Here is a 23,470-nt window from a genome sequence, read left to right on the forward strand (position 1 = left end):
CGACTGTGATATAATCAGCGGCTATTTTTCGCTTAATATTGATTGAGAGTAATTCACGTGGAAATTAATCCGTATCTAAACCAATTAAAAGACTTAAACGACCGTGGTCTCACATTACGGGGGTATCTTTGACTACGATCTGAAAAAAGAGCGTTTAGAAGAGGTTCTCCGTGAATTAGAAGACCCAGCGATTTGGAATGATCAAAGCCGTGCACAAGCCATGGCCAAAGAAAAAGGCGAACTTGAAAACGTCTTAAATGTGTTAGATGGTTTGGCAACGCAGCTTGAAGATGCGCAAGCGATGCTTGATTTGGCAGTAGAAGCAGATGATGAAAGTCTGTTGGCTGATGTCCAAGCTGAATTGACTTCTGCAGAAGAAGAGTTAGCGAAGCTTGAATTCCGCCGTATGTTCAGCAACCCAATGGACCCAAATCCATGTTATGTAGAAATTCAAGCAGGTTCAGGTGGTACAGAAGCACAAGACTGGGCTTCAATGTTACTGCGTATGTATATGCGCTGGATTGAGCGTCATGGCTTTAAAGCTGAATTGATGGAAGAGTCAGACGGCGATGTGGCTGGGATTAAGTCAGCAACGATTCGTGTTGAAGGTGAGTATGCCTATGGTTGGTTGCGTACCGAATCGGGTGTGCATCGCTTAGTGCGTAAATCGCCATTTGACTCGGGTAACCGTCGTCATACGTCATTCTCTGCTGTGTTTGTCTCGCCAGAAGTCGATGACAACATTGAAATTGATATCAACCCATCTGACGTGCGTACCGATACCTATCGTGCTTCTGGTGCAGGTGGTCAGCACATTAACAAAACAGACTCTGCAGTACGTTTAACCCACGCGCCAACAGGCATTGTGGTGGCATGTCAGAACCAACGTTCACAACATGCCAACCGTGACCATGCTTGGAAACAGTTACGTGCGAAGTTGTATGAGTTGGAAATGAGCAAGCGTAACGAAGCGGCTCAAGCACTTGAAGACTCGAAGTCGGATATTGGTTGGGGCAGTCAGATTCGTTCTTATGTATTGGATGACTCGCGTATTAAAGACTTACGTACGGGTGTTGAAAACTCCAACACAGGTGCAGTACTAGATGGTGACCTTGATAAGTTTATTGAAGCAAGCTTAAAACAAGGTTTGTAATTTAAATGATGAATGAAAGCAAAGTGTTATCAGTTATTTTATAATATATCTAAAAAAATCGATATTAAAATCGAAAAAATGCGATATATTAAGTAAAACAAGCTGACAACGCTTTGCTGCCCATTAAACGTGTCTTGAGTATGGATATAGATTTAATTTTTAAAGCCTTGGCTAATCCAACGCGTCGCCAAATTTTGGAATGGTTAAAAAAACCGGAACAATTTTTATCGAGTGACGAATGTGGTGACTTTAGACGCGGCGTATGTGCAGGTCATATCGAACGGTTGGGAAATGTATCGCAATCGACGATGTCGAACCATTTGTCTGTGTTACAGCAGGCCGGTTTAATTCAAGTGGAAAAGTATGGGCAATGGTCTTATTTTTCTCGAAATGAAGCGTTGATTCAGCAATATATCGAACATTTGCAACGTTCACTTTAATTGAAAAAAGTGACGATCGAGGCGACTATGGCTGAACTGAATACTCCTTTAACTTTAGGTAATCTACACTTAAAAAACCGTGTCATTATGGCTCCTTTAACACGAAGTCGTGCAACGGCAGACCGTGTGCCAACAGCCATGATGGCGGAGTATTATGCACAGCGTGCAAGTGCCGGTTTGATCATTTCTGAAGCGACCGTGATTTCTGAAGAAGCCAATGGCTATTTGAATACACCGGGGCTATTTAATGAAGCTCAAGTTGAAGGCTGGAAACAGGTGACTCAAGCTGTACATGACCAAGCGGGCTTAATTGTGGCGCAGTTGTGGCATGTGGGCCGTGTATCGCACCCTGATTTATTGGATGGTGAAACCCCAGTTTCAGCAAGTAGTGTGCAACAAAAAGGCTATGTCAGCTTATTGCGTCCGAAACGTGAATATGTGGTACCTCGTGCATTAGAGGTTGCTGAAATTAAGAGTATTGTTGAACAATATAAACAAGCAGCGCTTCATGCCAAAGTTGCGGGCTTTGATGGTGTGGAACTGCATGCGGCCAATGGTTATTTGATTGACCAGTTCCTACAAAGTTCAACCAATGTACGTGAAGACCAATATGGTGGCAGCGTAGAAAACCGCGCGCGTTTGTTACTTGAAGTGGTGGATGTGCTGATTGAAGTCTGGGGTGCAGGTCGTGTTGGGGTGCATTTAGCTCCACGTGGTGATGAGCATGACATGGGCGATAATGATCCACGTGAAACCTTTGGTTATGCGTTAGAACAACTAGGTCAGCGTCAGATTGCATTCTTTTTTACCCGTGAATATTTAGCAGACGACAGTATCAGTACTTACCTGAAACAACGTTCGGGTGGTGTGCCATTGATTGCCAATATGCGTTTAAGCCGTGAAGATGCGATTGATCTGTTAGCATCGGGTCAGGCGGATGCAGTGTCCTGGGGTAAGGATTATATTGCCAATCCAGACTTGTATGAGCGTTTGGTTCAAGATGCGCCACTGAATGAATTGAAACTGGAAAACATGATTGGAACAGATGTCGCGGCAGGCTATGTGGACTATCCAACTTTAGCTGAAATGGAAACTGCTGCGGTTTAAATTGCTTTTCCGTTAAATTCGCGACAAGATAACAGCGCAATTCATGGGATAATATGAGTTGCGCTGTTTTATTTTTGCATTGATTTTTGGAGCACGTATTTGGCTACTCCTTTTTGGTATAACGCAGCACTTGCGCTGATCAAACCGCTGTATAAGTCTAAAATAAAAAAACGTGCAGAGAGTACAGAACAATTTCAACAAGAATGTCTCGAACGTTTCGGGCCGTTTCAACTGGTTAAAAATCGCCAAGCGATTTGGTTCCATGTGGTGTCGGTGGGTGAAACCAATGCAGCGCAGCCTCTCATCGAGCATTATTTAAAAGCGGGTCATCCAGTCTTGGTGACCAACACCACCAAAACGGGTCAGGCGCGGGCCAAATCCCTATTTTTAAAAGCACCTTATTTAGACCTGTTCCAAGCTGTATATTTACCTGCAGATCAAAAGCCTTTAGTTCGTCAGTTTTTTGCATTGTATCAGCCCAAACTCTTGGCTTTGGTTGAAACGGAACTGTGGCCAAATTTAATTGCGCAAGCGGGGCAGAGTCAGGTGCCGTGTATCTTGATTAATGCACGTCTTTCTGAAAAATCAGCCAAAGGCTATGCCAAAGTATCTAGCCTGACGCAGCCGATGTTACACGGACTAGATCAGCTCTTGGCACAAGATCAGGCAACTGCGGAGCGCTTTATTCAGCTAGGTGCAGTACCATCGGTAACACAGGTGGTGGGGAGTATTAAGTTTGATATTCATGCACCAGAATTGGCTGTCAAACAAGCAGCTCAGCTCAAGCAAGAATGGTCGCTCACTGGGCGCAAGATCATCACTATTGCCAGTACCCATGCACCCGAAGAACAAAAACTGTTAAGTGCGTTTAAGTCATATTTAGATGCACAGCATGAACTGTTGTGTATTGTTGTACCGCGTCATCCAGAGCGTTTTGATGAGGTCTTTAACATCACGCAAAGTTTAAATTTAAATACCACTCGCAGAAGTACGGGACAAAGAATAGAGGCGGAAACCCAAGTCTATTTAGCCGATTCGATGGGGGAGATGTGGTTATGGTATGCCTTATCGAATGCCTGTTTTGTCGGGGGATCACTGAATGAACCTGGTGGCGGACATAATATTTTAGAGCCGATTGCATTAAATGTGCCGACGGTTTTGGGTAAAAACTATTTTAATTTCCAAACCATTGTCGATGAATTTGTACAAGCCGATGCAGTGAAAGTTGTTGAGGATGCTGAACAAGCTGCCGCGGTGTTGATGACACTGTTAGAGGATGCAGAGCAGGCCAATACACTGAATCAAGCGGCACAAAAGATTATGCAATTGAATACGGGCTCTCTAGCCAAACATATTCAAGTGATTGATGCTTATTTATAAAATTTGACTGAGTCTGTCATTACTACAAATACTGTAGATTTTATGGATGGCTTTTGCGTAAGTGGCTCCTACTTTTCAAAGATGAAAAGTAGCAAAAATCTTTTGCTGTGCTGAAGGTACATCCTGTATCTCAGCACAGCGGGCGACATCCTTGTCGCCTTTCACGATGACATGTGCTGATTAGGCCTTCACTGTTTGGATTTTTTCTATTTATTATGAATATCGTTCTCTTAGATCCGCGCCAAACTGAATCTGAACTCTGGTCCATTAGTGCCAAGCGCCAGCTTGAGCATTTACATCGTCATTTAGAGCTTAAAGTCGATGATACTTTAAAAGTAGGGATACAAAACGGAAAGCGTTATCTTACGCAAGTGGTTGATGTTTCCGAAACAGCTGTACGCTTAAAACCCTTATATGAAGAACCTGTACCAGCCAAACTGCCCGTGACTTTAATTGTCGCGATGCCACGCCCTAAAGTTCTGCGTCGTTTGATTATGGATGCGGTGACTTTAGGGGTTGAGAACATCATTTTGCTGCATAGCTATCGGGTCGATAAAAGTTATTGGCAAACCCCGTTCTTACAACAGTTGGATCAATATGTGACTTTGGGGCTAGAGCAGGCAGGTGATACGGTTGCACCCAAAATTGAAATTTATAAACGCTTTAAGCCTTTTGTTGAAGATCACTTGCCAAGCCTGATTTCAGCCGATTGTCCTGCCTATGTGGCACATCCCTATAGCGATGCCAAAATGCCTTTTGCGATTCAACATCCGTGTACAGTTGTGATCGGACCGGAAGGTGGATTTATCCCTTATGAAATTGAATTACTTGTAAAAAACGGCTGCCAAGCGATGAGCTTAGGCAGCCGTATTATTCGGACTGAAACCGTGATCCCTTATGTTTTAGGACGCTTATTTAGCAGTTGAAGTTTCTGTCGGGTAGCTGTCATTTTTTGCGACGCGAACTTCTTGAACTGGGTAAGGAATAGAAATCCCTTGCTCAGCAAAGGCCTGAACCACATATTCTTGTACTGAGCTGATCGAGCCAGATACCGTAGTTTCAGTAGTGTTGACCCACCATTGGACTTTGAGGTTCACTGAAAAATCTGCAAGTGCAGCGACGTTCACGCTAAAACCTGGTTGACTTAAAATGGTCGTATCTCGGTCTAAAATACCTAAAATAATATCTTTGGCTTTTTTGATGTCATCTTCATAACCAATACCGACCAAGAACTCGCAGCGACGGCGTGGATAGGCGGTGTTGACAGTGACTGCACTGGTATACACAGTCGCATTTGGAATCACGATACGGCGACCATCTGGCGCACGTAGGTAAGTGGCACGAATTTGAATATCTTCAACGTTACCTTCCATACCCGAGACAATGATGTCGTCGCCAATCTTAAATGGTTCACCCAGTAAAATCAGGATTCCTGAAAGTAGGTTTTGGAAGATATCTTTAAATGCAAAACCAATGGCAACCGAGCCAATCCCCAAAGCACTCATCAGCTGCCCGGGTGTGAAACCCGGAATCGCAATCACCATGGCAATCAGGAAGCCAATAAAGACAATGGCCGAACTGCCAACACGGTTCAGGACAAGGACAAGGTTTTGCTTGGTATAAGAACGATCAGACAGTGCTTTACGAACAAAAAGCTTAAACAGTTTGGAGAGCAAATAAAAAATGACGAAGGTAATTAGCGCAATACAAAAATAAGGCATACGCTCCCAAAAACTATCGACAAATTTGTCGATGGTGGAATAGGCATCATTATATTTTGCTGTATGTGCAATTACACTTTGCGTGGTTTTTGCTGTCGCGTCATGTAGCATCTCTGACGTACCTTGAGCAACCTCGCTCAAGGTATTGGTTTGTTCTGACACTGGTGCTCCAATCGCTGAAAATTTGGCATATTTTGCCTGAAAATTGTGTGTATTTAATAGAGAAAAGCGTATGAAATTATCGCATTCTGGGTGATTGATAGACGGATAAAAACTTATCTCTCTGTTTTTTAAATGCTTGAGTTTTGGAATGAAGGCGCTGAGTCATGCTCCTAAGTATGAAACAGCACCGACTGAAGTGTAACAATATGCTTGAAAAAGTGTAGCTGGAGTGACTTTACGGAGTTCAGCTTTGTTCATGTTACGGATTAAACACAGGATCTCATTGAAAGATCACTATAAAATGTGTTTTAAATTGTAGAAATAATATACGACCAAAGCCGTGTTGATCTGTTTAAAAAACAATCGTCATACTGTGGTTATGCAGTCCAATAATAAACCAATAACTGTGGCATGAACTCTCGCGATGAGAGTCAGAATATAAGGAAGTATGATATGAAAGAAGTCTATCCTGTACCTGCTGAATTTGAAAAAACTGCGCGCACCAATGAACAAGAATATTTTGAACGTTATCAAAAATCGATAGAACAACCTGACGAGTATTGGGCTGAACAAGCTTTGAAACTCGATTGGATCAAGCCTTTTAGCCAAGTTAAAAACACCAGTTATGACAAAGATAATTTTAAAATTGAATGGTTTGCCGATGGTCAGTTAAACCTAAGTGCCAACTGCCTCGATCGCCACTTAAAAGAACATCCGTATAAACCTGCCATTATTTGGGAAGGTGACCATCCCTCACGCCATAAAATCATTTCCTTTGCTGAACTGTATGATGAAGTATGTCGTTTTGCCAATGTTCTGAAAAAGCATGGCGTGGTGAAGGGTGATCGTGTGGTGCTGTATATGCCAATGATTTCAGAAGCAGCCATTTCGATGTTGGCCTGTGCCCGAATCGGTGCCGTGCATTGTGTGGTGTTTGGTGGTTTCTCGCCTGATTCATTGGCAAGCCGAATTGATGACAGTCAAGCCAAAATTGTGATTACCGCAGACTCTGGAATGCGCGGGGGTAAACCCATTCCGCTGAAAGAAAATGTAGACGCAGCATTGAATCTACCCGGGACAGACTCAGTACAGAACGTGATTGTGGTGCACCGTACAGGCAATCCAATCACGCTGAAAGAAGGGCGTGATTTGTGGTATCACATGGAAATCATGACCGTCAACGAGATTTGTCCAGCTGAACCGATGAATGCCGAAGATCCCCTATTTATTTTATATACCTCAGGTTCAACCGGTAAGCCCAAAGGGGTGCTGCATACCACAGGTGGATATTTAACTTATGTGAATAGTACCTTCCGTGAAGTATTCGACTTAAAACAAGATGATGTGTTTTGGTGTACCGCCGATGTGGGCTGGATTACGGGGCACTCTTATGTGCTGTATGGACCCTTGTCGAATGGAACGACAACGGTGATGTTTGAGGGGATTCCACAGTATCCAAGTTGGGCACGTACAGGGCATATTGTCGACAAACACAATGTGACGATTTTATACACGGCACCGACAGCGATCCGCGCCATGATGCGTGAAGGGGATGCCTTTGTCCGTGAGAGTGACCGTAGCAGTTTGCGCTTAATTGGTTCCGTTGGAGAGCCGATCAATCCTGAAGCATGGAATTGGTATTACACGGTAGTGGGAGAAAGCCGTTGCCCAGTGGTGGATACTTGGTGGCAGACCGAAACAGGCGGGATTTTGATTTCTCCACTTCCGGGTGCGACACCACTTAAACCGGGGTCTGCAACGCGTCCTTTATTTGGGATTCAACCCGCTTTGGTCGATGCTGAAGGCAACGAGTTAGACGGAGAGGCCGAAGGCAATCTGGTGATTAAGGATTCATGGCCGGGGCAAATGCGAACTATTTGGGGGGATCCTGAGCGGTTTATCGAAGCGTATTTTGCAACCTATCCGGGAACGTATTTCACGGGCGATGGCGCACGCCGTGATAAAGATGGTTACTACTGGATCACAGGACGGGTGGATGATGTGCTGAATGTGTCAGGGCACCGCTTAGGCACGGCCGAAGTGGAAAGTGCTTTGGTGGCACATGAGGCGGTTGCTGAGGCTGCCGTAGTGGGAATGCCGCATGAAATCAAAGGACAGGGAATTTGTTCCTTTGTCACTTTACAAGCGGGCACAGCGCAAACGGAAGAACTCCGTGCAGAGCTGATTCAGTGGGTAAGAAAGGTGTTGGGCCCTGTGGCGACACCAGATGCCTTACATTGGGCACCGTCTTTACCGAAAACACGTTCAGGCAAAATCATGCGCCGTATTTTAAGAAAAATTGCGGCGAACGAGCTAGATAGTTTGGGCGATACATCGACGCTGGCTGAACCGCAAGTGGTCGAAGTGTTGATTAAAGAAGTATATCCAAACGGCTAAAATTGGTCTAAAAAATACCGTCTTAAGCAGACGGTATTTTTATTTGAGGGAAAGTCTTGATGCATGCATGAGGCTAGGGAGTTATGTATGATAGGAAGCACAAAAATCAAACCATCTTAACGTTGATGGATGCTTTCTAAGGTATCCACCATTGTCCGTGTCATCTGATCAATTTCATAATTGACCGCATCCCCCACTTTTACCGATGCCCACGTGGTTAGACGCAAGGTTTCAGGAATCAAATCAACTGAAATTTCATGGCTGTTACGATCAACACGGTTGACGGTGAGGCTACAGCCATTGAGACCAATAAAACCTTTTAAGAAAAAGTATTTAATATTGCCTTCTGGAATGTGAAGATCCACATGCAGAGTCTCGCCGTGACGGCTCAGATGCTTTACTGTAGCCATTCCTTCGATATGTCCATACAAGTTATGCCCCCCATTTTCCATCCCGACTTTGGCTGAACGTTCGATATTCACCTCATCACCTGCCTGTAAAGTGCCTAAAGTGGTCAGGCGTCGAGTCAAATCCGAAACATCAAAATGGACTTGATTAGCGGTCAGATCGATGCGCGTTGCAGTTAAGCAGGTGCCATTGATGGCTACACTTGCACCGATGAAGACATCGTGAAAAAAGTTGTGTGTATTTGAAACCACAAGGGTGCTAAAACCGTCGCCTTGACGGACATCTAGAATTTTTTCTAAGCCTTGCACGATACCTGTGTACATCAGAAGTCTTCCTAATTCGGGGGTTATGTTTAATGTAAATGATCTACAACTTGATGTGGCATTATTTTGAATTGAGATGTGCTAAAGCTGTATCTTTGATTGGATTTCGACGCCAATAATAGGGCTGCAAAAATCGGAGCAATAGACGTAAGGGCGTCATCCATACGATGCGAGTATGGCGACGTTTATTCTCTAAAATCCGTTGGGCCAAATAGTGACAGACCACTTCAGGTGGGTCAATAATAAACAAAAAAAGCCGTTTCATTTTGTTCCAGTGCTGAACATTGCCATTTTGCCATGAGGATACCAGTAGGTCGGTTGCCACCATTCCGGGACTGAGCGTACCGACTTGAATATTGGTCTGTTTGGTTTCTTTAAAGAGGGCTTGACTAAAGTACCCTACGGCACGTTTGGTGGTGGCATAGGCGGTCATGCCTGCACTCCATTCGCCTCGAGTACCCCAACCTTCCATATTGAAAATTTGACCATAGCCTTGTGCCAGCATGCCGTTTAAGGCCACTTGTGAGCCGAACATACTGCCGAGAATATTGGTTTGAACCACAGTCTGTATGTCTGCTGCTGCGAGATCTTTAAAGTCTAGTGTCGCTGTACAACTGCCTGCATTATTAATCCAAATCTGAACAGCACCAAAGTGTTGAATGGCTTCATCCCAAAGCGTTTGTACTTCATGGATCTGCATGACATCGCAAGTGACGGCATGAATCAGCGCAGCGGGAAAGCGATGCCGTAGCTGTTGCAGGGTGCGCTGCAAATCTGTGCTATTTCGGCCAGAAATCACGACGGCTTGTTGCTGTTCCAAGAAGGCTTGAGCTAAACCCAAGCCGATACCTTTAGAACTGCCTGTAATGATGATGCAACCTGATTTTGAATTCATATGGAGCCTTTACTTTGTGAACTAAAGGACGTCGCTTCTTGGCTGTGAAGCATGCAATAACAAATGGATAGACTGATCATTGCAAGGTTCATGACCACAGGATTAAAAGCACGAATGAGACTGTCTGGTATTAGAAAAGCGACCAGTGCCAATAAAAACACTAAGCTAAAGATACTGAGGTAATGCAGATACTTACTGGAATTAAAGAGGAACAATAAAGCAAAAACACACTCAAGCACACCTGAGCCCTGACCTGCTAGTTGGGCCTGTGTGTAGGAAAGCCCAAAAGTTTGCCAAATGGCAATTTCATCGGGATTGATAAAGAGGATTTTAGGAATTAGACCTTGATAGCCCCATAAAAAGGCCAAAGAGAGATTAATGAATTTGGAAGGTTGGCTGTTGTTCATATAAAGGGGTTATTTTTTACTTTGTGCGGATTATACACCAATAAAAAAACCCTCAAGCCGAGCCTTGAGGGAAGAATAGAGTCACCTATCATTATTATTTTTTAGTTCGTGTCTGCTGCTTACCGAGCTAAGCAGATTTGGCAGTCTCAACGGATTGCTGCTGAGCTTCCAACTCACGAACCAATGGCAACACTTTGGCACCGAAGTATTCAACCTCTTCGATAAAATGTAAAAAACCTGAAAGGATTAAATCCACACCAACGGCTTTTAATTCCACAATACGTTCCGCAATTTGGCGTGGTGTACCAATCAAATTGGTTTTAAAGCCATCATTGTATTGAACCAAGTCTTCAAAAGTCGATTTAGCCCAGTTGCCTTCACCTTCCAGTGTTGCTGCACCCGCTTCACGGGTGGCCTCGCCAAAGGCATGTACTGCTTGAATATTGGCTTTATCAATAATTTCTTGCAGAACCGTTTTCGCTTCTTCCTCGGTATCTCGGGCAATAATGAAAGCATTCACCCCAATTTTGACCTGATGGCCATTCTGTTGGGCTTTTGCACGAATATCATCAATCTGTTTTTTGAGTTCATCAGGGGTATTGCCATTGGTAAAATACCAGTCTGAAACTCGTGCAGCCATATCCCGTGCAGCACGAGAGCTGCCGCCTTGGAAAATTTCAATATGCGGCTTTTGCACAGGTTTGGGTGACAAGGTGTAGTCTTTGAACTGGTAGTATTTTCCATCGAAACTATAGTTGTCTTGGGTCCAAACGCCTTTTAATGCACGAATAAACTCTTCAGAGCGAGCATAGCGTTGGTCATGTTCAGGCCATGTTTCACCAATGGCATCAAATTCGCCGCGGAACCAACCACTAACCACATTAATCGCAATACGTCCTTGGGTTAAGTGGTCGATGGTTGCAAGCTGTTTTGCGGCAAGCACGGGTTTCCACGGGCCAGGTAAAATGGCGGCAATGACTTTGAGTTTGCTGGTTTTGGCTAAAATACCGTGACTAAAGCTAACCGACTCATGTTGGTTTTCTGCGTTATAACCTGCAGTAAAACGAATCTGAGTTAGAGCATAGTCAAAGCCATTTTTTTCCGCGGCCTGCGCTAAACGGACGTTATAGTCATAACTCCAATCCGTGCGCTGCTCAATATTACTTACCACTAAGCCACCGCTGACATTGGGAACCCAATAAGCAAACGTAATATTTTTATTCTGTTGTGACATGTGAAAACCCTCTCAATGCTTTTGCGTTAAGCGACCTGTGGTTTGGCTTTTTTCTGATGCAAGCGAGACTCGGCTGCATCTAAATTCGGGACCGCGGCTGAAGGCAGCACATCGTCTTGTTCGATTTGAGTGTTGATACCCAAGTTCTGATTGGCAAGTTGGGTCTTTTCTTTCACCACTTCTGCACGTTGACCTTTGGCAGGTGCCCATTCTAGGATGGGTAAAGCGCGGGCCACAGCAAGGGTGATGCGATCTCGTAATAATTCACTTTGGATGGTATACGCTGGGGTAAAGTCTTTGTCTGTGGCATAGACCCCAATCGGTAAAGTTTGTGCTTGGAAGAAACTGAATAGTGGGCGAAGTTGGTGTTCCAGTACCAGGGCATGACGTTCACTGCCGCCTGAGGCTGCAAGTAGTACCGGTACATCGACCAGCGCCGTTTGTTCAACAAAGTCGAAAAAGTGTTTAAACAAACCAGTAAATGAAGCACGGTAAACTGGTGTTCCAACAATCAAAGCATCGGCAGCTTCGACCGCGGCTAAGTCATCTTGCACACGTTGTGGCAGTTGGTTGCGATAGATCGCACCACCGAGCAGATGTCCAATTTCGCTGAATTTAATGAAATGTACATTGATTGGGGTTGCATCGCCCAGTTCATTTAATATTTCTTGTACCAAGGCCTCAGTTTTAGATGGAGTGTTTAAACCGCCTGACACAGCGACAATATTGAGTGGTTTTTGCAGTAAAGTAGACATAAGGAAAGCCCTAAAGTGTTGTATCTCGGAATGGGCTTATTTATCTAATATCTGAACTTGGTCTGTAAAATAAAGAAATAGCGTTAAGTTATATGATTTTAAGATATATGGGTTGATATTAAAAAAGGCTGCTTAATTTTTTATTAAAGGTTTGTATTTTATATATATATTTAAATTACATAACCTTTTCCGATGTGCTGATAAATTTTATATCAAAATGTGATTAGTTATTTATATTTCAATATCGACTTAGAATTGAGGCTATTTTCCTGCCTAAAGCGTGATAAAGTGAAAAAAAGTTAGACTTTGCATATCCTTATCGGCACTTGTATGGTTAGAATAGTCAAGACTAGTGCACTCGAAATCTCTCGTTGCTTATGAATATATTAATCGTTGATGACCATCCGCTGTTTCGCCATGCGTTAATCCAAGCTGTTCGTTATAGCTTACCGCAAGCTCAAATTCATGAAACAGCCGCAGTAAACGAGTTTTATGAACGCCTTGAAAAAGGCCCTGAACCTGATTTGGTGCTATTGGACTTAAACTTACCAGGTGCTTCAGGTTTTTCTGCATTGGTACACGTTCGTGCCCAGTATCCATCATTACCGATTATTGTCGTTTCAGCGCATGAAGAGACTTCAATCATTCAGCGTTCAATTGCGCATGGTGCGATGGGGTATATTCCAAAGTCGGCACATCCAAGCCATATTGGCGAAGCAATTCGCGAAGTCTTAGATGGTGAAATTTGGTTGCCGCCAAATTTACCCGCCAACATGAACTTTGACCCACGTGCTGCCGATGAAACTGCATTGGCTGAGCGAATTCAATCCTTAACACCGCAGCAGTTCCGTGTTTTGATGATGGTGGCAGAAGGTTTGCTGAATAAGCAGATTGCCTATGAACTCGATGTTTCAGAAGCGACCATTAAAGCACACGTGACTGCGATTTTCCGTAAGCTCGGGGTACAAAACCGAACTCAAGCGGTCCTCGCGATCAATGCTTTAAATATTGAAGAAAAACGCATGTAAGCTGATCTATTGAATTAAAAAAGCGCTGAATCATCAGCGCTTTTTTTCGGTCTTAAGTTTAAGCCAAGCAGTTTTGTTTGCTGGTGACATCGGTACAAAATAAAGGATTTAAAGCACATTGCAGATCATCAATTTGCTCTTCAGAGACATAGCCCTGTTGTTTCAAATAAGCGGCAACACGGTCATCACGCAGACTTAAAAAGGCCGCATCATACACGCCAAGATCGACAAATAAAGCCGCCGTTTCTAAGCTATTGAAACGGTCTAAGTAGATTTCGTTGTCATACATGAGGAAAATATGGTCTTGTGTCCCTTGCGTATCAATACTTAAACGATCCGCCAAGACTTGTGGTGGTGTTTTAATAAAGAGCAGATCCAACAGTTGGTCAAACTGGGTGGTGTCGAGTTGATCCTGATCGGTTTTGACTTTACCGAGCCATGCTTTAAACACCAATACTGCGCCGCCGCGAAGGAGCATACTCCAAATTTGATGGCGTACATCTTCACTGAGTGCACTGGATTCGGTTTCCAATGCCAGCAAGAACGGGTCTTCTTGTTGCTGAAGTTTTTCAAATAGACCTAAGCCGTGCGGTTGGTAAGCCGCAGGTCGAAACACATCAAAGTCGAGTTGATCAAATACTTGTAATGCGAGGGGAATGGCGGTGTGATACAGCGTATCTAAGGCCTGAACATGAGTCTCGCTGAGTTTACTTTGCTTAAAGAGTTCGACCCAGTCAATACTGGGTAAAAAGGCATTGGCACTATACTGGCGCAGAAATTGTTGCGACTGATCTGAGCCATGTGGCATTGCTTTAGAAATGTTCATCATAAAACTCCAAGAGAAGGATGATCAGTTTCTTCAGCGAAGGAAGGGGTATATAGGTAGAAAAACTGATCTTTTCTTAGTCCTAGTTATCTGCCAATCCCCTGTGGAGATGAATACGACTAAAGTCGTAGTTTGTGTTTTTATGTATATTTAGTTTAAATAAAACAGATACTTGAAAAATTGTAACTAAGTATACAAGTGTTCACTAATGTAAGTGGTGTATTTTGCCATAGTAAAAATAGATGTGTAATTTTTAGCCAATATTGTTGGGCTTCAAAGGGCTGAAAATGAGCACTTTGGTCGAAATCCTTAAAACTTTAGTCATTTTGCTATGTATACAGAGCCTAAAAAAAACAAAACCCAAGTCAGGTGACTTGGGTTTTGTGAGCGAATGTAGTGAATTTATTCAGGATTTGAAATTTTTAAACCCGATAACCATGCTCGTAAAGAAGCAGGTTTTAACGGTTTTTTCAACAGCACGATATTCATATCTTTGACCCGTTGTGGCAGTTCAGGATCTGAGTCTGCGGTAATCAAAGCGACGGGGACATTTTCTTGGCGATTGGCCAAAATAAAGTCCAAACCAATTTTGTCATGATTTAAGTGCTGATCGACCAACCAGACCTGAATATTTTCTTGTTGAATCATCTCAAAAGCCTGTTCAGGCTCGGTTGCCTTGAACACTTGATAGCCCCATTTGGTCAGTAAAGTCGACATCCCTTCTAAAATGGTTTCGTCATTGTCCAAGCACAAAATCTTATAGGCTTTGGTTTTGAGTGGAACTGCTTGTACGGGCGCTGCTACGACTTTGGGTGGGTCAATGATTGGTACTTCAATCATAAAGCATGACCCTTTGCCATACTCTGAATAGACATGCACTGGGTAGTCGAGCAGGCTGGTCATCCGCTGTACGATGGCCAAGCCCAAGCCAAGCCCTTGCTCACCCCACGGTGAGGTATGACCACAGCGCTCAAACTCTTGGAATAGCTTAATCCGTTGTTCTTCTGCAATCCCAGGTCCTGTATCCCATACTCCAATCCGAATATGGCGTGGCTTGTCCGTGGAACGGAGTACACCCACCACCACTTTGCCTTTGGCCGTATAGCGTAGGGCATTACTGACAAAGTTTTGAATAATACGGCGAATCCATTGTGGGTCAGTATCAATCCAGAATTGTGCATCATGTACGCTGAAACGAATACCGCGCTGTGCTGCAATGGATTTAAACTGCAATTCGAGGTCACTGAGTAAATCATGCAGCGGATAGGCCTGACGGTTGGGTTGAATAGTGCCACCTTCAAGACGGGCAATATCCAGTAGGGCAGACAACATACTTTCTGCACCGTGTAAGGCACGATCAAGCTGTTGTAGGGTTTTACGGTCTTCTTCACTTTGTACGCTTTGTTCTAAAGCAGTACTGAACAGGCGCGCGGCATGCATCGGTTGCAATAAGTCATGACTGGCCGCGGCAATAAAGCGACTTTTCGACATATTGGCTTTGTCGGCTTGTTCACGCGCCAGTTGTTGTTCAGACAATGCATCTGCCAACTGCTGAGTTCGGTCTTGGACACGCGCCTCCAGCATGGCTTCATTTTCACGGAAGGCGGTAATGTCGGCAAAGGTGGTGACGAATCCACCGCCTTCAATTGGGTTACCGCGCATTTGAATGACACGACCATCTTTACGAATTCGTTCAAATTCATGTGCGCTACCGACTTGCATCCAGTGCATCCGTTTACGCACATGTTCTTCGACCGAACCCGGGCCACACTCGCCGCGCTCTGCGTTATATCGAATCAAATCGGAAATTGGACAACCGACATAGACAATATCTTTCGGATAATCAAACAGTTTTAAATATTGGTTATTCCATGCCACCAAACACATATTTTCATCGACCACACTCACCCCTTGGGTCATGTGGTCAATCATGGTCATGATCAGGTTTTGATTAAAACGTTGCCACTGTGAGGCTTGGTCTAGAATATTTGCTACTTGCCCCAAAGCGAGGCCATTGTTGACCATTGCGGTGGTGAGCAGGGTACGTGCTGATGCAGCACCAATAGTACCTGCCAAATATTGTTCGGTAAAACGCCACCACATGCCGTTGGCATTGCTGTTTTCATTCAGCACCACATTGTTCTGGGCACAGAACTGTTGGAAAGCGCGCATAGTTGCGCCATCGCCTGTAATCCGTTTGGCTAAGGTGATTAAATCACCAACTTTTAAGCGTGCAACATCGTGATGAATGTAGTTGATGTCTGTTGACGTGCTCTGTGTTGGCAGTGGCTTAGTTTCATAATAGAAAAAGCTTTCTGCTTGAATTTGTTCGGCCACGCTGGGGCGGAAAATTCGTGAAATCCAAATGTATAAAATAATATTCAGACCGAGTGCCCACACCACCCCATGGGTGAGTGCCGCAAAGGATTCAAAACCGAGCAGGGCTTCAGGGCGTAACCAGTTAATGCCCATTGGCCCGAAATTAAGAAAGCTCTCGGTAAAGTGTGAATATTCAGCAGGTAAACTACGCAGTACAGTGGGTAACAGCAGGGTGTAGGCCCACATACCAAAACCGGCCAATAAACCTGCATAGACGCCTTGTTTACTGCCGCCACGCCAGTACAGACCACCAATGAGGGCAGGTGAGAACTGAGCCACCGCACTAAAGGCCAACAAGCCAAAGACTGAAAGTTGGTCAATGTCATTAAAGAAATGAAAGAACAAAAAGCCCAATAACATGACGGCTAAAATACAGACCCGACGGGTAAATTTAAGCACCAAGGGTAAGCGTTTATCGTGGCGGGACAGTAAATTGGTACGCCATAAGGCAGGCATGATCAAGTCATTACTGAGCATGATCGACAGGGCCACTGAAGACACCAACAGCATACCCGTAGAGGCAGAGAAGCCGCCTAAAAAGGCCAATAAAGTTAACCAGTCTTGGCCATAGCTTAAGGGTAGAGACAAAACCGCTACATCGGGGATTGCTAAGTAACCTGGCGTTGCATGCAGCGCCCAACTGGCAATCGGGATAATGGCAATGATGGTTAAAACTAAATAAACGGCGAACCAGCGCCGTGCCCCGCGAATATGTTTTTCATCACGCAATTCAACCACAGCAACGTGAAACTGACGCGGTAAGCAAATGATCGCTAGTCCAGCCAATAAGGTTTGAATCCAAAACGTATCGGGTACACCAATCAGTTGTACTTGATGGAAAGTCTCTGCGACATCTTTGGAGATTTGATGAATGTTTTCAGGTGCAGCAAACACGAAAAAGAGCGCGACACACAGCAAAGCAAACAGTTTGACAAAAGACTCGAAGGCAACCGCCAACATCAGACCGCCATGTTGTTCTGTATTGGCAATCTGTCTGGTCCCGAAAATCATGGCTAAAATAGCCAAGATACCCGTGAGGAACAGTACACCGTTGGTGGTTGAGGCGATGCTGCCTGCGGTGGGTTCTAAAATCACCGCAGCACTGAGTGCAATAGCGCGTAGCTGTAGGGCAAGGTAAGGAATAATTGCAATGACGGCGAGGATGGTCACCATCGAGGCCAAAGGCCCACTTTTACCATAGCGTGCAGCGACAAAATCGGCAATCGATGAAATAGCATGGTGTTGACGGACGCGGCCTAAACGACGCCAAATGTCATAGCCCAGTGCGACGAAGAGTAGTGGGCCAAGGTAGATCGGCAGAAAGATAATGCCTTCACGAACTGCTGCACCTGTTGCGCCATAAAAGGTCCAAGATGAACAGTAGACCCCTAAAGTTAAACTAAACAATAGCATGCGCCCACGCGTGCTCAGGCGGCTGGCGTGTTTCTCACCAAAAAAGGCGCAGATAAAGAGTAAGACGATATAGAGGGCCAATACCCCGATAATGAGCCAGCTGTTCATTTTACCTAAAGTTTTTCCTTTATCCTGCCATCATAACGTATCTCTGCCAGAGACGGCTGGCTTGTTTAAAATTTACAGACCAAAGTCTAAATTACAACCAATACAGAAGCTTGCTACTTTAGCAAATGTAATAATTCGAATTAAAAATGGTATCTACGGTTGGATACGGACAGGAGTATGGTTATGGATGAGAGACAAGTAGAACAGATTCTACAAAATCCCAAATTCAAGGAAATGGTTAGTCGTAAAAGTAAATTGAGCTGGACACTGACGGCTATTATGTTGGTTGTATACGTTGGTTTCATGTTGTTGGTCGGCTACAACAAAGAATTTTTAATGACTTCAGTCAGTGGTGGGGTGACCACGATTGGCATGCCATTGGGTCTAAGCATTATTGTATTGTCTTTTGTTTTGTGTGGTGTTTATTCGTATATCTCGAATAACAAACTCGACGCATTAAATGAAGAAGCAATGCGTGAAGTCGAAGCCATTGCGCAAGAGAAAGGACAGCACTAATGAAATGGAATTCATTGAAAGCGCTTGCAGTCGCTGCTACAGCACTGTTGGCTTCGAGCCTAGCACTTGCAGGCCCAGATTTGGGTGAGGCTCAACAGCAAGCGACAAACTGGCATGCAATTATCATGTTCGGTATTTTTGTCGGATTTACTTTGCTCATCACCAAATGGGCAGCAAAACAAACCACCAACACTGCTGACTTCTACACAGCGGGTGGCGGGATCTCAGGTTTCCAAAATGGTTTAGCGATTGCGGGTGACTATATGTCCGCAGCATCATTCTTGGGTATTTCCGCAATGGTTTTCAGTTCAGGCTTCGACGGCTTGCTGTATTCATTGGGTTTCATGGTCGGCTGGCCAATCGTATTGTTCTTGGTGGCTGAACGTCTACGTAACTTAGGTAAGTTCAACTTATCTGACGTAGTGTCCTTCCGTTTAGCGGAAAAACCAGTACGTACGCTTGCAGCAGTAAGTTCACTGGTTGTTGTTGCATTCTATCTGATCGCTCAGATGGTGGGTGCAGGTCAGCTGATCAAACTCTTATTTGGTTTGAACTACAACATTGCTGTGGTGATTGTCGGTCTTCTTATGATGGCTTATGTGATCTTCGGTGGGATGTTGGCAACGACTTGGGTACAGATTATTAAAGCTGTGATGCTTTTGTCTGGCGCGACATTCATGGCTTTCATGGTGATGAAAGGCGTAGGCTTCAGCTTCTCTGAAATGTTCACGCAGTCAATTCAAGTTTTCTCTAAAGTACATGACATTTCTCTAGCAGAAGCGGGCAATATCATGGGCCCAGGTAAACTTGCAGCGAACCCAATTGATGCCATTTCTTTAGGTTTGGCTTTAATGTTCGGTACAGCGGGTCTACCACACATCTTAATGCGTTTCTTTACCGTTAAAGATGCTAAAGAAGCACGTAAATCAGTGGTTGTAGCAACAGGTTTCATTGGTTACTTCTACCTTTTAACCTTCATTATTGGTTTTGGTGCGATCCTTTATGTATCGAACAACCCACAGTTCATTGATGTCGCGAAAATGGCAGTAACTGGCAAGCTAGAGCTTGTTGGTGGTAACAACATGGCAGCGGTTCACTTGTCTGATGCATTGGGCGGTGACTTGTTCATGGGCTTCATTTCAGCAGTGGCGTTCGCAACGATTCTTGCTGTTGTTGCAGGTCTGACCTTGTCAGGTGCTTCAGCAATCTCGCATGACTTGTATGCAAACGTATTCAAGAAAGGCCAAACGACTCCTGAATCTGAACTTCGTATGTCTAAAATCGCGACTTTAGGTCTTGCTATTTTTGCGATGATTTTAGGGATTCTATTTGAGAAACAAAACGTTGCCTTCATGGTAGGTTTAGCATTCTCTGTAGCAGCATGTGCGAACTTCCCAGTGCTTGTACTGTCAATGTTCTGGAAAGGTTTAACCACACGTGGTGCGGTGATTGGTGGTGTGATTGGTCTAGCGACTGCAGTAACACTGATTATCTTATCTAAAGCCGTTTGGGTCGATACATTGGGTATTTCTGAAACGCCAGTGAACCCATTCAATGGTCCAGCAATCTTTGCAATGCCATTGGCGTTCTTCTGCTGCTGGTTGTTCTCTGTGACTGATAACTCAGCACGTGCACAAGCAGAACGTAAAGCATTTGATGCGCAGTATGTACGTTCACAAACGGGTATTGGTATCTCAGGCGCTTCAGATCACTAATCTGAACCTGAACTAAAAAAGCCCCATTCATTGGGGCTTTTTTATGGTGTTGAACCTCGTAACTGTGTTGGCTTTGAATGCTGAAAGATCTAGATCGTGACATTCAGTACTCAAGCAGTACTCAAATTGTTGGGCAAAATGAATCGACTGACACGAATAAAAAGCATCGGTTTCAGTGGCTATTCATGCTAAGTTAAAAAAGCGAGAACAAGAACCAATCAAACTTGGCTTTAAAAATAACAGGCTGCATATGCAAGTATTTGTCGAATTTTGGAAAGGCTTCCGTCTACTGCCTTCAGCATGGTTACTGCTGTTGCAATTTATTATGCTGATTTTGGCGCTGTTGAGCGGCCATAGCCTGTCCTTACGTGTATTGGTTTGGGGCTTAGGTGTTTTGGTCCTGTTACTCATTGCCAAGGTCATTCGTCAAACCCCAGTGTTTACCATCCTCGGGTTGAGTTTTGTTGGTGGGGCATTGTTCTTTTCCTTACTGATTTTGCTGGGTGCGCGAAATCCGATGCTTTTGGTGATTAGTCATGCCTTTGAGGCGATGGCCTATTTTATAGCGGCCTATGGCTTGCTGCGCTATATGTTTGCAGACCGTTATTTGACCAAGGATGAGCTATTTGCGGCAGGGGCAGTGTTTACGCTTATTGCATGGGGTTTTGCCTTTTTATATAGCATTTGCCAGATTTTGGAGCCAAATAGCTTTTTAAATCCCAATGTGGCGGGCGCACAATCGTGGCTCGATTTATTATTTTTAAGCTTTAGTTTGCAGTCGGCGACAGGTTTGTCCGATCTAATGCCACTGACACCGCTGGCCCGTATGATTGCGATGTTACAGATGTTTTGTGGGGTGATGTATTTGGCTTTAGTCGTCTCACGCTTGATTGCCTTGCAGTATATTCAGCATCACCCGAATGACCATAAAGAAAATTAAACTGTTACAGGATTCGCACTGCCTTATTTTTAAACATAAATTATGATGGAACAGAATCGTTAAATTTTAAGCTATTCATTCTTCACTCTTTATTAGACTCGTCTAATTAACCATTTTGGTTATATCTTTGTACTAAAAATAATTTTCTGGGGGAATTATGCCTTCCATAAAGCCATCGCTGTTTGCAAACATCAAACGGAATGTATTTCTCAGCACTGTCGTGATTCTGGTGCTTTTTCTGGCCTTGATTCTTTTTGACCCAAGTGGTTTTGAGGCTTTAACCAAACATTTAAATCAATGGATTATTGATTCATTTAGCTGGTTTTACGTTTTATCTGTCGCGTTATTTCTGATCTTACTGATCTTTATTGCACTCTCCGATATGGGGAAAATCAAACTCGGCCCTGATCATAGTCTGCCTGAATATAGCAGTGGTTCTTGGTTCGCCATGCTGTTTACCGCTGGGATGGGGATTGGTTTGATGTTCTTCGGTGTTGCTGAACCCGTGATGCACTATGTCAACCCGCCAACAGGAGATGGGCAAACCGTAGATGCCGCACAACAAGCGATGCGAATCACCTTTTTTCACTGGGGATTACATGCATGGGCCATTTATGCGCTTGTGGGCTTGGCACTGGCTTATTTCTCTTTCCGACATAATTTACCTTTAAAGGTTCGCTCCGCTTTATATCCTTTGGTGGGCAAAAAAATCTATGGTGTAACGGGAGATGCAGTCGATACCTTTGCAACCTTAGGCACCATTTTCGGGGTTGCTACCACACTTGGTTTTGGGGTAACCCAAATTAATTCGGGACTGAATTATTTATTTGGTATCCAGCAAAGTATTGGTATTCAGGTCGGGCTGATTATTTTTGTCACTTTTTTAGCTTCGCTCTCAGTCGGTTTTGGTCTGGACAAAGGTATTAAACGGCTGTCTGAATTGAACTTGGTGCTGGCAGTGGTTTTACTGTTATTTGTGTTTTTTGCCAGTTCTTCCATTTATATCTTACAAACCAGCATTCAAAATGCAGGGCAATATGTATCCAATCTGTTCACGATGACCTTCAACTTATATGCCTATCAACCCAATGGTTGGATTGGCGGTTGGACCATTATGTATTGGGCGTGGTGGATTTCGTGGTCGCCTTTTGTTGGAATGTTTATTGCCCGAGTGTCTAAAGGTCGAACCATTCGCGAGTTCATTGTCGGAGTGCTGTTCATTCCGACGGGCTTTACCCTGATCTGGATGGGCTTCATGGGGAATGCAGCGCTGTTCAGTATTATTCAAGATGGGCACACTTCTTTAATCTCAGCTGTACAACAAGATTCATCCGTCGCACTGTTTGAATTTTTGACCCATTTACCTTTCTCTCAAATATCGAGCCTGATTGCGACCGTTCTTGTGGTGCTATTCTTTGTGACTTCAGCTGACTCAGGCTCATTGGTGATTGATTACTTAACCGCAGAAACAGAAAATTCACCTTTATGGCAACGGCTATTTTGGACTATTTTGATTGCTTTACTGTCGATTATCTTACTGATGGCAGGCGGACTTTCGGCCTTACAATCGGCCACAATTATGAGTGCCTTACCCTTTACGTTGATCATGTTGTTGGTCTGTTGGGGCTTACTGAAAGCACTGCGTTTGGATGTCACCAAAATGCGTGCACTACAAGATGCACGAATCACGCCACGTGCGATTCAAAATCCACGCAGTTGGCAACAGCGTCTAGGTCTAATTATGCATTATCCGCATACCCAGTCTGAGGTCGAAGAATTCATTGGTCAGCAAGTACAACATGCATTTTCAGCGGTACAAAAGGAATTTCAGCGCCGTCAGCTAGACGTGACCATTCAGCCGATTGAGCATGGTTTGCAGTTACGCGTGGATCACCATAATGAAATTAACTTCATCTATCAGGTGGTTGCCCGTGAAACTCAGCCACCCAGTTTTATGGCAGATCGACTTGAAGAACAGCAGTTTTATCAAGCTGAAGTTTTCTTAAGAGAAGGTGGACAGAATTATGATGTGATGGATTGGACTTTAGATGATCTATTACAAGATATTATTGACCAATATGAGCGTCATTTACATTTCTTAAATTTAGTCAGAGCCACAAACTAAAAAAAAGGACGCATTAAGCGTCCTTTTTTTGTATTCAG

At 44.1% G+C, this 23,470-nt stretch carries 19 protein-coding genes; 11 read left to right on the forward strand and 8 right to left on the reverse strand.

Annotated features, from left to right (window positions below):
• Positions 1–57: 57 nt before the first annotated feature.
• From prfB to RR876_RS10915, 5 genes are all read left to right on the forward strand, one after another.
• Positions 58–1,153, forward strand: a protein-coding gene (gene prfB / locus RR876_RS10895; RefSeq protein WP_100222790.1) for a peptide chain release factor 2 whose coding sequence is annotated in 2 segments (ribosomal slippage) — positions 58–129 and positions 131–1,153 — 1,095 coding nt in all. Because the reading frame shifts where the segments join, the coding sequence is not laid out codon by codon here.
• A gap of 140 nt (positions 1,154–1,293) precedes the next feature.
• Positions 1,294–1,593, forward strand: a complete 300-nt coding sequence (locus RR876_RS10900; protein ID WP_004691709.1) for a metalloregulator ArsR/SmtB family transcription factor — start codon at positions 1,294–1,296, stop codon at positions 1,591–1,593.
• A gap of 27 nt (positions 1,594–1,620) precedes the next feature.
• Complete coding sequence (locus tag RR876_RS10905; RefSeq protein ID WP_332476319.1) at positions 1,621–2,700, forward strand: alkene reductase; 1,080 nt, start codon at positions 1,621–1,623, stop codon at positions 2,698–2,700.
• A gap of 99 nt (positions 2,701–2,799) precedes the next feature.
• Positions 2,800–4,080 carry a 3-deoxy-D-manno-octulosonic acid transferase gene (locus tag RR876_RS10910; protein ID WP_332476320.1) on the forward strand — a complete coding sequence of 427 codons (1,281 nt, stop codon included), beginning with the start codon at positions 2,800–2,802 and terminating at the stop codon, positions 4,078–4,080.
• Positions 4,081–4,295: 215 nt separating this feature from the next.
• Positions 4,296–5,006, forward strand: coding sequence for a 16S rRNA (uracil(1498)-N(3))-methyltransferase (locus RR876_RS10915; protein ID WP_332476321.1), 711 nt, complete (start codon positions 4,296–4,298; stop codon positions 5,004–5,006).
• On the opposite strand, the gene RR876_RS10920 is transcribed toward RR876_RS10915, so the two are convergent.
• Positions 4,992–5,963, reverse strand: a complete 972-nt coding sequence (locus RR876_RS10920) for a mechanosensitive ion channel family protein (RefSeq protein ID WP_058870491.1) — start codon at positions 5,961–5,963, stop codon at positions 4,992–4,994. The two genes, RR876_RS10915 and RR876_RS10920, sit on opposite strands and share 15 nt — an antisense overlap.
• 453 nt (positions 5,964–6,416) lie before the next feature.
• Here RR876_RS10920 and acs point away from each other — a divergent pair, with 453 nt between their 5' ends.
• Positions 6,417–8,360: an acetate--CoA ligase gene (gene acs, locus RR876_RS10925; protein ID WP_332476323.1), complete on the forward strand. Its 1,944-nt coding sequence runs from the start codon at positions 6,417–6,419 to the stop codon at positions 8,358–8,360.
• 116 nt (positions 8,361–8,476) lie between these two features.
• Here the strand turns inward: acs and RR876_RS10930 are convergent, their stop codons facing one another.
• The 5 genes from RR876_RS10930 to msuE all read right to left on the reverse strand — a co-directional run bounded on the left by RR876_RS10930 (position 8,477) and on the right by msuE (position 12,382).
• Entirely contained in the window at positions 8,477–9,091 is a 615-nt protein-coding gene (locus RR876_RS10930) for a riboflavin synthase subunit alpha (RefSeq protein WP_332476324.1), read from the reverse strand.
• 61 nt (positions 9,092–9,152) lie between these two features.
• Positions 9,153–9,986: an SDR family oxidoreductase gene (locus RR876_RS10935; RefSeq protein WP_332476325.1), complete on the reverse strand. Its 834-nt coding sequence runs from the start codon at positions 9,984–9,986 to the stop codon at positions 9,153–9,155.
• Positions 9,983–10,393 (reverse strand): DoxX-like family protein, encoded by a 411-nt coding sequence (locus RR876_RS10940; protein WP_332637076.1) that lies wholly within the window; start codon positions 10,391–10,393, stop codon positions 9,983–9,985. The genes RR876_RS10935 and RR876_RS10940 overlap by 4 nt, the downstream gene beginning before the upstream one ends.
• A gap of 127 nt (positions 10,394–10,520) precedes the next feature.
• A complete protein-coding gene (gene sfnG / locus RR876_RS10945) occupies positions 10,521–11,627 on the reverse strand; it encodes a dimethylsulfone monooxygenase SfnG (RefSeq protein ID WP_234951007.1) in 1,107 nt (368 codons plus the stop codon).
• Between the two features lie 26 nt (positions 11,628–11,653).
• Complete coding sequence (gene msuE, locus RR876_RS10950; RefSeq protein WP_058870485.1) at positions 11,654–12,382, reverse strand: FMN reductase; 729 nt, start codon at positions 12,380–12,382, stop codon at positions 11,654–11,656.
• Positions 12,383–12,759: 377 nt separating this feature from the next.
• On the opposite strand from msuE, the gene RR876_RS10955 reads away from it, so the two are divergent.
• On the forward strand, positions 12,760–13,410 hold the full coding sequence (locus RR876_RS10955) for a response regulator transcription factor (protein ID WP_004691689.1): 651 nt from the start codon (positions 12,760–12,762) through the stop codon (positions 13,408–13,410).
• 58 nt (positions 13,411–13,468) lie between these two features.
• Here the strand turns inward: RR876_RS10955 and RR876_RS10960 are convergent, their stop codons facing one another.
• Both RR876_RS10960 and RR876_RS10965 read right to left on the reverse strand, forming a co-directional pair.
• Complete coding sequence (locus RR876_RS10960) at positions 13,469–14,236, reverse strand: hypothetical protein (RefSeq protein ID WP_332637080.1); 768 nt, start codon at positions 14,234–14,236, stop codon at positions 13,469–13,471.
• 402 nt (positions 14,237–14,638) lie between these two features.
• Positions 14,639–18,136: a PAS domain-containing hybrid sensor histidine kinase/response regulator gene (locus RR876_RS10965; protein ID WP_184118009.1), complete on the reverse strand. Its 3,498-nt coding sequence runs from the start codon at positions 18,134–18,136 to the stop codon at positions 14,639–14,641.
• A 183-nt stretch (positions 18,137–18,319) separates the two neighbouring features.
• Between RR876_RS10965 and RR876_RS10970 the strand changes: the two genes are divergently transcribed.
• The 4 genes from RR876_RS10970 to betT all read left to right on the forward strand — a co-directional run bounded on the left by RR876_RS10970 (position 18,320) and on the right by betT (position 23,432).
• A complete protein-coding gene (locus RR876_RS10970; RefSeq protein WP_332476327.1) occupies positions 18,320–18,652 on the forward strand; it encodes a DUF485 domain-containing protein in 333 nt (110 codons plus the stop codon).
• The gene (locus RR876_RS10975) at positions 18,652–20,367 is read left to right on the forward strand and encodes a cation acetate symporter (protein WP_332476328.1); all 1,716 of its coding nucleotides are present in this window, start codon (positions 18,652–18,654) and stop codon (positions 20,365–20,367) included. Before RR876_RS10970 ends, RR876_RS10975 begins: the two co-directional genes overlap by 1 nt.
• Positions 20,368–20,617: 250 nt before the next feature.
• Positions 20,618–21,307: an ion channel gene (locus RR876_RS10980; protein WP_332481846.1), complete on the forward strand. Its 690-nt coding sequence runs from the start codon at positions 20,618–20,620 to the stop codon at positions 21,305–21,307.
• Between the two features lie 157 nt (positions 21,308–21,464).
• The gene (betT, locus tag RR876_RS10985; protein WP_332476330.1) at positions 21,465–23,432 is read left to right on the forward strand and encodes a choline BCCT transporter BetT; all 1,968 of its coding nucleotides are present in this window, start codon (positions 21,465–21,467) and stop codon (positions 23,430–23,432) included.
• Positions 23,433–23,470 lie beyond the last annotated feature (38 nt).

The organism is Acinetobacter sp., from assembly GCF_036666595.1.
Lineage (GTDB): Bacteria > Pseudomonadota > Gammaproteobacteria > Pseudomonadales > Moraxellaceae > Acinetobacter.

What these genes read in the sequence shown, in the direction of transcription:
- RR876_RS10955 (WP_004691689.1), top strand. Translation starts at nt 12,760, where the DNA reads ATGAATATATTAATCGTTGATGACCATCCGCTGTTTCGCCATGCGTTA.
- RR876_RS10960 (WP_332637080.1), bottom strand. Translation starts at nt 14,236, where the DNA reads ATGAACATTTCTAAAGCAATGCCACATGGCTCAGATCAGTCGCAACAA.
- RR876_RS10900 (WP_004691709.1), top strand. Translation starts at nt 1,294, where the DNA reads ATGGATATAGATTTAATTTTTAAAGCCTTGGCTAATCCAACGCGTCGC.
- RR876_RS10930 (WP_332476324.1), bottom strand. Translation starts at nt 9,091, where the DNA reads ATGTACACAGGTATCGTGCAAGGCTTAGAAAAAATTCTAGATGTCCGT.
- RR876_RS10975 (WP_332476328.1), top strand. Translation starts at nt 18,652, where the DNA reads ATGAAATGGAATTCATTGAAAGCGCTTGCAGTCGCTGCTACAGCACTG.
- RR876_RS10940 (WP_332637076.1), bottom strand. Translation starts at nt 10,393, where the DNA reads ATGAACAACAGCCAACCTTCCAAATTCATTAATCTCTCTTTGGCCTTT.
- RR876_RS10905 (WP_332476319.1), top strand. Translation starts at nt 1,621, where the DNA reads ATGGCTGAACTGAATACTCCTTTAACTTTAGGTAATCTACACTTAAAA.
- msuE (WP_058870485.1), bottom strand. Translation starts at nt 12,382, where the DNA reads ATGTCTACTTTACTGCAAAAACCACTCAATATTGTCGCTGTGTCAGGC.
- RR876_RS10980 (WP_332481846.1), top strand. Translation starts at nt 20,618, where the DNA reads ATGCAAGTATTTGTCGAATTTTGGAAAGGCTTCCGTCTACTGCCTTCA.
- acs (WP_332476323.1), top strand. Translation starts at nt 6,417, where the DNA reads ATGAAAGAAGTCTATCCTGTACCTGCTGAATTTGAAAAAACTGCGCGC.
- RR876_RS10970 (WP_332476327.1), top strand. Translation starts at nt 18,320, where the DNA reads ATGGATGAGAGACAAGTAGAACAGATTCTACAAAATCCCAAATTCAAG.
- RR876_RS10915 (WP_332476321.1), top strand. Translation starts at nt 4,296, where the DNA reads ATGAATATCGTTCTCTTAGATCCGCGCCAAACTGAATCTGAACTCTGG.
- betT (WP_332476330.1), top strand. Translation starts at nt 21,465, where the DNA reads ATGCCTTCCATAAAGCCATCGCTGTTTGCAAACATCAAACGGAATGTA.
- sfnG (WP_234951007.1), bottom strand. Translation starts at nt 11,627, where the DNA reads ATGTCACAACAGAATAAAAATATTACGTTTGCTTATTGGGTTCCCAAT.
- RR876_RS10965 (WP_184118009.1), bottom strand. Translation starts at nt 18,136, where the DNA reads ATGAACAGCTGGCTCATTATCGGGGTATTGGCCCTCTATATCGTCTTA.
- RR876_RS10935 (WP_332476325.1), bottom strand. Translation starts at nt 9,986, where the DNA reads ATGAATTCAAAATCAGGTTGCATCATCATTACAGGCAGTTCTAAAGGT.